This is a genomic window from Streptomyces sp. NPDC059897 (assembly GCF_042730865.1).
In the GTDB taxonomy this organism is placed as follows: Bacteria; Actinomycetota; Actinomycetes; order Streptomycetales; family Streptomycetaceae; genus Streptomyces.
This window is the reverse complement of sequence record NZ_JBHWKQ010000028.1, coordinates 42,317-51,364: the sequence shown is the minus strand read 5'-3', so window position 1 is coordinate 51,364 and position 9,048 is coordinate 42,317. Positions and strand designations below refer to the sequence as shown.

The window sequence follows — 9,048 nt, the reverse complement described above, 5'->3', positions numbered from 1 at the left end:
GCTCCGGGGGCGTCGGCCCACCGGGGCCCAGGGGCCGCACCGACATCTCCCCCACACGTACCGGCCACGCGGCCCCGAGACCGAAACAGCAGACGGGGTCGACGCCAACCGCCCCCGATACGCGGCACCGGGGCCGCCTGCCGGGGCTCGCCCCATGCGCCTCCCTACGCGGCACCGGACGCCGCGCCAACCACGCCGATCCCTCGCCCATCTCCCACCACCCGCCCCCTCCGGGGGCGTCGGCCCACCGGGGCCCAGGGGCCGCACCGACATCTCCCCCACACGTACCGGCCACGCGGCCCCGAGACCGAAACAGCAGACGGAGTCGACGCCAACCGCCCCCGATACGCGGCACCGGGGGCCGCCTTGCCCACCCTGCCGCCCCAGGCGGCAGATTGCCCAAGGCGGTAGCGGTCGACCGCTACGACAGGGGAAGCGGTGGCCAGCGGGGTGCCTCGAGCCGTACCGGTCGTCGCCGGTGACGTGCCGGGCCCCGGTGGGCCGAAGCCCCCGGAGGGGGCGGGTGGGTGGGATCTAGGCGGAGGAAGCCAAGCGAGGGAGGGGAGCCAGGCGGGAGAGGGTGGCGCTAGGCGGGGGGGGGAAGGCCCTACGTGAGGAGCCGGGGCCGGGCGGGGAAGCGCGCCACTCGGTGAGCCTCCGTTTGCACCACCCGAACCCACGGCCCACTCGAAGCAACCCGTCGGGCCCCGACCCCACGGCCACCCGAAGCAACCCGTCCAGCCCCGAAACCGCCGACTCCCGAACCCGCCAACAGCCCCCGCAGCCCGGGTGGGTGGGATCTAGCCGGGAGCCCCCGCAACCCCGGCACCCTGCACCCGCCCGGCCACCCAGCCGCCCGGTCACCCGGTCACCCGGTCACCCGGCCGCCCAACCACCCGGCCGCCCGACCGTCACGCCCCGCCCGGTCCGAGCCCCCCTACCCGTCCAGCTGGGACAGCGTCGCGTTGGAGGGCCCCCGGCGGGCGCGGAGGTCGGTGGCGACCGATTCCGCGTCGGCGAGGGCGCGGACCGCGTTGTGCCAGGTCAGCTTGGCGAGGTCGGTGCGGGACCAGCCGCGGTCGAGCAGCTCGGCGATGAGGTTCGGGTAGCCCGAGACGTCGTCCAGGCCGTCCGGCGTGAACGCCGTGCCGTCGTAGTCGCCGCCGATCCCGATGTGGTCGACGCCCGCGACCTCGCGCATGTGGTCGAGGTGGTCCGCGACCGTCGAGACCGTGGCGACCGGCCGCGGCCGCGCCTCCTCGAAGGCACGGTGCAGCTTCATCGCCTCCGGGGACGTGTCCAGGTGGTGGAAGCCGTGGGCCCTCAAATTCTCGTCCGCCGCCGACGTCCAGTCGACCGCCGCCTGCAGGACGAACTTCGGGACGAACGTGGCCATCGCGACCCCACCGTTCCCCGGCAGCCGCTCCAGTACGTCGTCCGGGATGTTGCGCGGGTGGTCGCACACCGCGCGGGCGGAGGAGTGCGAGAAGATCACCGGCGCGGCCGACACGTCCAGCGCCGCGCGCATCGTCGTCGCCGCGACGTGCGAGAGGTCGACCAGCATGCCCTCGCGGTTCATCTCGCGGACGACCTCGCGGCCGAACGCGGAGAGCCCGCCGACGCCGGGCTCGTCCGTCGCCGAGTCCGCCCAGGCGATGTTGTCGTTGTGCGTGAGCGTCATGTAGCGCACGCCCAGCGCGTACAACGCCCGCAGCGTGGCGAGGGAGTTGTTGATGGAGTGGCCGCCCTCGGCGCCCTTGAGCGACGCGATCCGGCCTTCGCGGCGCGCGGCCTCCATGTCCGCGGCGGTGCGCGCCTCCCGCAGCTCACCCGCGTACCGGGCGATCAACTGGTCGACGCAGTCGATCTGTTCGAGCGTGGCGGACACCGCCGCGTCGCCGGACAGGTCCGTACGGACGTACACCGACCAGAACTGGGCGCCGACGCCGCCGGCCCGCAACCGCGCCAGGTCCGTGTGGAGATGGGCGCTCTGGTCGGTGGCAATGTCGCGCGCGTCGATGTCGTACGTGACCTGCTCGCGCAGCGCCCACGGCAGGTCGTTGTGCCCGTCGACGACGGGGAACTCGGCGAGGACCGCCCGGGCCTGCTCCAACGCGTCCGTCATGCCGCTCACTTCCCGAAGCCGAAGCCCGTGCCCGAGCCCTCGACCTTGGCCCGCAGCCGCTTGCCCTTCTCGGTCGCCTGGTCGTTCAGGTCCTGCTGGAAGTCCTTCATGCGGCCGAGGAGTTCCTCGTCGTGCGCGGCGAGCATGCGGGCCGCGAGCAGCCCCGCGTTCCGGGCGCCGCCGACGGACACCGTCGCGACGGGGACGCCGGCCGGCATCTGCACGATGGAGAGCAAGGAGTCCATGCCGTCGAGGTACTTGAGCGGGACCGGCACGCCGATCACCGGCAGCGGCGTCACGGACGCCAGCATGCCGGGCAGGTGGGCCGCGCCGCCCGCGCCCGCGATGATCGCCTTGAGGCCGCGCCCGGCGGCCTGCTCCCCGTACGCGATCATCTCGTGCGGCATCCGGTGCGCGGAGACGACGTCGACCTCGTAGGGGATCTCGAACTCGTCGAGGGCCTTGGCCGCGGCCTCCATGACGGGCCAGTCGGAGTCCGAGCCCATGACGATCCCGACGACGGGTCCCACTGCGGCGCTGCTCATTCGGTGATCGTGCCTCTCAGGTAGCCGGCTGCGTGACGGGCGCGCTCCAGCACGTCGTCCAGGTCGTCGCCGTAGGTGTTGACGTGGCCGACCTTACGGCCGGGCTTCACGTCCTTGCCGTACATGTGGATCTTCAGCTGCGGATCGCGGGCCATGCAGTGCAGATACGCGCTGTACATGTCCGGGTAGTCGCCGCCGAGGACATTGCACATGACCGTCCAGGTCGCGCGCGGGCGCGGGTCGCCGAGCGGCAGGTCGAGGACGGCGCGGACGTGGTTCGCGAACTGGGACGTGATCGCCCCGTCCTGCGTCCAGTGGCCGGAGTTGTGCGGGCGCATCGCCAGTTCGTTGACCAGGATGCGGCCGTCGCGGGTCTCGAAGAGCTCGACCGCGAGGTGGCCGACCACGCCGAGTTCCTGCGCGACGCGCAGCGCCAGTTCCTGCGCCTCGCCTGCGAGCGACTCGTCCAGCTCGGGCGCGGGCGCGATCACCGTGTCGCAGACGCCGTCGACCTGCTGGGACTCGACGACGGGGTAGGCGACGGCCTGGCCGTGCGGGGAGCGCACGACGTTGGCCGCGAGCTCCCGTACGAAGTCGACCTTCTCCTCGGCGAGGACGGGGACGCCCGCCTTGAACGGGTCCGCGGCGTCGGCCTCGGAGCGGACGAACCAGACGCCCTTGCCGTCGTAGCCGCCGCGCACCGTCTTGAGGATGACGGGGAAGCCCTCGCCCTCCTCGGCGAACGCGGCCACGTCGGCCGGGTCCTTCACGATCCGGTGGCGCGGGCACGGCACGTCGAGCGACGTGAGCTTCGCGCGCATCTCGCCCTTGTCCTGGGCGTACAGCAGCGCGTCGGGCCCCGGCCGGACGGGGATGCCGTCCGCTTCCAGGGCGCGTAGGTGCTCTGTCGGTACGTGCTCGTGATCGAAGGTGATCACGTCGCAGCCGCGCGCGAACTCGCGCAGCGTGTCCAGGTCGCGGTAGTCGCCGACGACGACATCGCCGACGACCTGCGCCGCGGAGTCCTGCGGAGTGTCACTGAGGAGCTTGAACCTGATGCCGAGCGGGATGCCTGCCTCGTGTGTCATACGAGCGAGCTGTCCACCGCCGACCATGCCGACTACGGGGAACGTCACCGGACCAGGGTATCGGCCATTTGACCGGATCCCGTACCCGCCTCTTCCTGTAGGAAAGGACAAGGCTCGCCGTCCACCGACGTCCGGGAGGCCCCCCGGTTAGCATGGCTGGGTCGGTCATGACCGGACGGACCGGACGACCGGCCCGGATCAGAAGACGACGGGGGCTGAGGCGACCACATGGGGAACACGGGACGTACCGGCCGGATCGGGGCACTGCGACAGCGGCTCGCGGGCATGGCCCGTGAGGTCGCGAAGTTCGGTGTCGTCGGCGCCCTGGGCGTCTTCGTGAACTTCGCCGTCTTCAACCTCATGCGGCACGGCACCGACCTCCAGGTGGTGCGGGCCAGCGTGATCGCGACGGTCGTCGCCATCGCCTTCAATTACGTGGGGTTCCGCTACTTCACGTACCGCGACCGCGACAAGAGCGGCCGCACCAAGGAACTCACGCTGTTCCTGCTGTTCAGCGCGGCGGGCCTGGTCATCGAGAACGGGGTCCTGTACGCGGCGACGTACGGGTTCGGCTGGAACAGCCCGCTGCAGAGCAACGTCTTCAAGTTCCTCGGCATGGGCCTCGCGACCCTGTTCCGTTTCTGGTCGTACCGGACGTGGGTGTTCCGGACGCTGCCCGCGCGGGAGGCCGTCGCCAGCGCGGAATCGTTCCTCGGTGACTCGCAGCCCGCGCCGCCTCCGCCGGTCCGCAGCCGCTAAGGACGGTCCCACCGGGTGGTGGCGCGTCACCTGATCATGTCTTCCTCGTCGCCGTCGGCCGTCTTCTTCAGCGGCGTACGGGAGAGGAACAGGCCGAAGACCGGCGGGCTGCCCTGGAGCATTTCGAGGCGGCCCCCGTCGGCCTCCGCGAGGTCGCGGGCGACGGCGAGGCCGATGCCCGTGGAATTGCGGCCGCTGATGGTCCGCTCGAAGATCCGTGAGCCCAGCTCCGCCGGGACGCCGGGCCCCTCGTCGGTGACCTCGACGATGGCCTGGTTGCCGGTGACCCGGGTCCGCAGGGCGACCGTGCCGCCGCCGTGCATCAGGGAGTTCTCGATCAGCGCGGCGAGCACCTGGGCCACCGCACCGGGGGTGCCGACGGCCATGAGGTGTCGCTTGCCGGAGGAGACGATGGCGCGGCCGACGCTGCGGTAGGCGGGCCGCCACTCCTCGATCTGCTGCTTGAGCACTTCGTCCAGGTCGAAGGGGACGGCGGAGCCGGTGCGCGGGTCGCGGGAGTTGGTGAGCAGCCGCTCGACGACGTCGGTGAGCCGCTCGACCTGCGCGAGCGCGATCGTCGCCTCCTCCTTCACCTCGTCGAGGTCCTCGGTCATGGTGATCTCCTCCAGGCGCATGGAGAGCGCCGTGAGGGGCGTACGCAGCTGGTGCGAGGCGTCGGCGGCCAGCCGCCGCTCGGCCGTCAGCATGCGGGCGATGCGCTCCGCGGAACCGTCGAGGACGTCGGCGACGCGGTCCAGCTCGGGGACGCCGTAGCGCTTGTGCCGGGGCCGCGGGTCGCCCGATCCGAGGCGCTCGGCCGTGGAGGCGAGGTCGGTGAGCGGCGAGGCGAGGCGGTTCGCCTGGCGTACGGCGAGCAGCACGGCGGCGACAATGGCGAGCAGGGCGACGCCCGCGATGATCAGGAGCGTGCGGCCGACCTCCGTGGTGACGGCCGACTTGGCCTCCTGGACGGTGACCTCCTCGCCCTGTTCGCCCTTGGCCGTGTAGGAGATGACGTCGCCGACGGGCTGGGTGCCGATGGTGAGCGGGCGGCGGCCCGGCATGTCGATCTCGGCGTAGCGGTCCCCGGCGACCTGGTCCTGGAGGATGCTGCCGGTGATCCGTTCCTCGCCGAGGATTCTGCTGTCCACGATGGAGGCGAGGCGGACGGCCTCGGACTCCACGCGTTCCTGGGCGCTGTTGGTGATGGTTCGGGTCTCCACGATGACCAGGGAGACGCCGAAGACGGCGATCACTACCAGGACCACGGCGAGGGTGGAGTTGATCAGTCGGCGGCGCATAGGTCTCAGTGTCCCGGATTGGTGCCCCGTACCGGCGTTACGGCCACGGGGCTCCGCCCCGGACCCCGCGCCTCAATCGCCGGCGGGGCTTGATGGAGCAAGCCCGGCGAAGCTTGATGGGGCAAGCCCGGCAGATGTCGGTATTTCAAGCCCCTGCGGCGATTGAGCAGCGGGGTCCGGGGCGGAGCCCCGTGCGGGTGACCTCTAGCTCTTCTCGAAGCGGAAGCCCACGCCCCGCACCGTCGCGATGTAGCGCGGGTTCGCCGCGTCGTCGCCGAGCTTCTTGCGGAGCCAGGAGATGTGCATGTCGAGGGTCTTGGTCGACGACCACCACGTCGTGTCCCAGACCTCGCGCATCAGCTGGTCGCGGGTGACCACGCGGCCCGCGTCCCGGACGAGGACCCGCAGGAGGTCGAACTCCTTGGCCGTGAGCTGGAGTTCCTCCTCGCCCATCCACGCGCGGTGCGACTCGACGTCGATCCGGACGCCGTGCGTGGCCGGGGCCTGGACGGGCTCGGTGGCGCCGCGCCGGAGCAGGGCCCGGACCCGGGCGAGCAGCTCGGCGAGGCGGAAGGGCTTGGTCACGTAGTCGTCGGCGCCGGCGTCGAGGCCGACGACCGTGTCCACCTCGTCCGCGCGGGCGGTGAGGATCAGCACCGGCACCGTGTGCCCCTCGGCGCGCATCCGGCGGGCAACCTCCAGGCCGTCCATCCCCGGCAGTCCGAGGTCGAGCACGACGAGGTCGATGCTCCCCTGCAGTCCGGCGTCGAGGGCGGTGGGGCCGTCCTCGCGCACTTCCACCTCGTAACCCTCCCGGCGCAGGGCACGGGCCAGCGGCTCCGAGATGGACGCGTCGTCCTCGGCGAGCAGTACACGGGTCATGAAGCGATGGTAGTCCGCGGCGGACGACGCCCGTGGGGTGATCGACCACTGCGGCGCCTCCCGGTTAACGGAATTTTTGCTTCCGGGTTCGCGCCCTGTGGTGTCGGGGTGTCATCGTGGGGAACACCTTTGAAACAGTGCGGGCGGTTCCGTGAAGGCCTGTGATCCATCTCTCAAGTCCTTCCATATGCCACTGAGTCGTTCGTAAGGTGATTCAACGCCTGATGCACTACTGGGGGACCTTTGGAGCGCACTGCGCACCCAAGGTCCCTTTCTTGTGTGAGCTGACTTCCGTCAGCCTTTTAGGAATGACCTGTGGCCGGGCCCCGCACGTGAGGATGCGCGCCGGGTGTGGATCTCGGGTCCGCCGTACCTCGTCCCGCACGACAATCTCGTGCGGACACATCCCCTCAGGGCGTGGGGAGGACGGTAGGACTCCGGTGCCGGCCGCCCCACCGGGCGCGTACTCGCTGCCGCGAGGCGCGTCCCGACACCCCACGAGGATCGACCATGGCGTCCAGCCTGACGAAGGACTCGGCCGGCACCCCCGGCTCGCAGAAGACCTTCTTCGGCCACCCCCGCGGACTGGCCACTCTCTTCATGACCGAGATGTGGGAGCGTTTCAGCTTCTACGGCATGAAGGCCCTGCTCCCGCTGTATCTGATTGCCCCCGGCGGCCTCCACATGGACCCGGCCACGGCGACGGCGATCTACTCGGTCTACATGTCCATGGTCTACCTGCTCGCCCAACCGGGCGGCTGGTTCGCGGACCGCTTCTGGGGCCCCCGCAAGACGGTGGCCTACGGCGCGGGCATCGTGATCCTCGGCCACATCACGCTGGCGCTGCCCGGCTCGGGCACGTTCTTCGCGGGCCTCGCGCTCGTGGCGCTCGGTTCCGGTCTCCTCAAGGCCAACATCTCCACGATGGTCGGCCACCTCTACGACGGCCCCGAGGACCCGCGCCGCGACAGTGGCTTCACCGTCTTCTACATCGGCATCAACCTGGGTGCCTTCCTCGCGCCGCTGACCATCGGCACCGTCGGTGAGAACGTCGGCTGGCACCTCGGCTTCGGTCTCGCCGCGGTCGGCATGGCCCTGGGCCTGGCCCAGTTCCTGCTCGGTACGCGCCACCTCAGCAGCGAGAGCGACGTCGTGGTGAAGCCCGCGACGGCCGAGGAGAAGGCCAAGTCTCTGCGCACGTCCCTGATCTGGGCCGCCGTCGCCGCCGTCTTCTACGTGATCGTCGTCGCCACCGGTACGTACACCCTCAACTGGGTCCTCGTGCCGCTGACTCTGATCGGTCTGATCATCCCGGTCGCCGTCCTGGTCCGCATGAAGCGCGACAAGGAGCTGTCGAACGACGAGCAGTCCAAGCTCTCCGGCTACATCTGGTTCTTCGTCGTCGCCGCCATCTTCTGGATGATCTACGACCAGAACGGCTCGACGCTGTCGATCTTCGGTGAGAACTCGACGACGAACCACCTGCTGGGCTTCGACTTCCCGACCTCCTGGTACCAGTCGCTGAACCCGATCTTCATCATGGCGATCGCCCCCGTGGTCGCGTCCGCCTGGCTGTGGCTGAACAAGCGCGGCAAGGAGCCGAGCACCGCGGTCAAGTTCGGCTCGGGCCTCGTGCTGATCGGCATCTCCTTCGTCGTCTTCCTCATCCCGCTGATCGACACCGCCAACAACGGCGGCAAGGTCTCCCCGATGTGGCTGGTGTCGATCTACTTCATCCAGACCATCGGTGAGCTGTGCCTCTCCCCGGTCGGCCTCTCGGTCACGACCAAGATGGCCCCGGCCAAGTACGGCTCGCAGATGATGGGTGTCTGGTTCCTCGCGGTCACCGCGGGCGACTCCGTCACCGGCCTGCTCTCGACCGCCGGCGTCAACCTCAACACCACAGGCGCGGTCGCCGGCGAGGCCGGCCTCGCGATCCTCGCGGGCTTCGCCTTCTGGATGTACCGCAAGAAGGTCAAGGAACTCATGGGCAGCGTCAACTAGCCCCACCGCACCTGCAAAGCAAGCGCCGCCGCACCCGAAAGGGCACGGCGACGCTTCGCTGTGTCGGGGCTACTTGACCTGCTGCCCGTAACCGGCGAGGGACGAGCGGATCGGGCACTTCACGGTGGACTTGGTGCCCGCCTTCTTCCACGGGCCGTAACCGGTCCAGTAGATGTCGTGCTGATTGCCCTGCCCCCGCATCATCGCGCACTTGATCTTGGCGCGGTGCTTGGTGACCTTCTTGCCGCTCTTCGACTTCTTGCAGCTGGAGGTGGACTGGGCGGTCCCCCACACCAACTTGGCCGACGCCTTGCACTTGCATGTGCCTTTTCCTTCAGCAGGCC

Annotated in this window: 8 protein-coding genes; 2 read left to right on the top strand and 6 right to left on the bottom strand. The window is 70.2% G+C overall.

The features are described 5' to 3' along the window. Window positions 1-937 precede the first annotated feature (937 nt). Genes ACFV9W_RS27060 through ACFV9W_RS27050 form a run of 3 tightly spaced genes read right to left on the bottom strand, consistent with a single transcriptional unit; the run spans window position 938 to window position 3,869 of the window. Complete coding sequence (locus ACFV9W_RS27060) at window positions 938-2,125, bottom strand: dipeptidase (RefSeq protein WP_385765390.1); 1,188 nt, start codon at window positions 2,123-2,125, stop codon at window positions 938-940. Window positions 2,126-2,130: 5 nt separating this feature from the next. Further along, window positions 2,131-2,670 (bottom strand): 5-(carboxyamino)imidazole ribonucleotide mutase, encoded by a 540-nt coding sequence (gene purE, locus ACFV9W_RS27055; RefSeq protein WP_385765388.1) that lies wholly within the window; start codon window positions 2,668-2,670, stop codon window positions 2,131-2,133. Then, on the bottom strand, window positions 2,667-3,869 hold the full coding sequence (locus tag ACFV9W_RS27050; protein ID WP_385765386.1) for a 5-(carboxyamino)imidazole ribonucleotide synthase: 1,203 nt from the start codon (window positions 3,867-3,869) through the stop codon (window positions 2,667-2,669). Before ACFV9W_RS27050 ends, purE begins: the two co-directional genes overlap by 4 nt. Window positions 3,870-3,986: 117 nt before the next feature. Here ACFV9W_RS27050 and ACFV9W_RS27045 point away from each other — a divergent pair, with 117 nt between their 5' ends. After that, entirely contained in the window at window positions 3,987-4,517 is a 531-nt protein-coding gene (locus tag ACFV9W_RS27045) for a GtrA family protein (RefSeq protein WP_385765384.1), read from the top strand. Between the two features lie 26 nt (window positions 4,518-4,543). Here the strand turns inward: ACFV9W_RS27045 and ACFV9W_RS27040 are convergent, their stop codons facing one another. Both ACFV9W_RS27040 and ACFV9W_RS27035 read right to left on the bottom strand, forming a co-directional pair. Next, window positions 4,544-5,818 carry an ATP-binding protein gene (locus ACFV9W_RS27040; RefSeq protein ID WP_385765382.1) on the bottom strand — a complete coding sequence of 425 codons (1,275 nt, stop codon included), beginning with the start codon at window positions 5,816-5,818 and terminating at the stop codon, window positions 4,544-4,546. A gap of 204 nt (window positions 5,819-6,022) precedes the next feature. After that, window positions 6,023-6,700: a response regulator transcription factor gene (locus ACFV9W_RS27035; RefSeq protein WP_266710971.1), complete on the bottom strand. Its 678-nt coding sequence runs from the start codon at window positions 6,698-6,700 to the stop codon at window positions 6,023-6,025. A 510-nt stretch (window positions 6,701-7,210) separates the two neighbouring features. On the opposite strand from ACFV9W_RS27035, the gene ACFV9W_RS27030 reads away from it, so the two are divergent. Further along, window positions 7,211-8,704: a peptide MFS transporter gene (locus tag ACFV9W_RS27030; RefSeq protein ID WP_385765380.1), complete on the top strand. Its 1,494-nt coding sequence runs from the start codon at window positions 7,211-7,213 to the stop codon at window positions 8,702-8,704. A gap of 69 nt (window positions 8,705-8,773) precedes the next feature. Here the strand turns inward: ACFV9W_RS27030 and ACFV9W_RS27025 are convergent, their stop codons facing one another. Then, window positions 8,774-9,001 carry a hypothetical protein gene (locus ACFV9W_RS27025; protein ID WP_385765378.1) on the bottom strand — a complete coding sequence of 76 codons (228 nt, stop codon included), beginning with the start codon at window positions 8,999-9,001 and terminating at the stop codon, window positions 8,774-8,776. Window positions 9,002-9,048: the final 47 nt, after the last annotated feature.

Coding starts and splice junctions, on each gene's coding strand:
- ACFV9W_RS27040 (WP_385765382.1), bottom strand. CDS start 5,818: ATGCGCCGCCGACTGATCAACTCCACCCTCGCCGTGGTCCTGGTAGTG.
- purE (WP_385765388.1), bottom strand. CDS start 2,670: ATGAGCAGCGCCGCAGTGGGACCCGTCGTCGGGATCGTCATGGGCTCG.
- ACFV9W_RS27045 (WP_385765384.1), top strand. CDS start 3,987: ATGGGGAACACGGGACGTACCGGCCGGATCGGGGCACTGCGACAGCGG.
- ACFV9W_RS27035 (WP_266710971.1), bottom strand. CDS start 6,700: ATGACCCGTGTACTGCTCGCCGAGGACGACGCGTCCATCTCGGAGCCG.
- ACFV9W_RS27030 (WP_385765380.1), top strand. CDS start 7,211: ATGGCGTCCAGCCTGACGAAGGACTCGGCCGGCACCCCCGGCTCGCAG.
- ACFV9W_RS27060 (WP_385765390.1), bottom strand. CDS start 2,125: ATGACGGACGCGTTGGAGCAGGCCCGGGCGGTCCTCGCCGAGTTCCCC.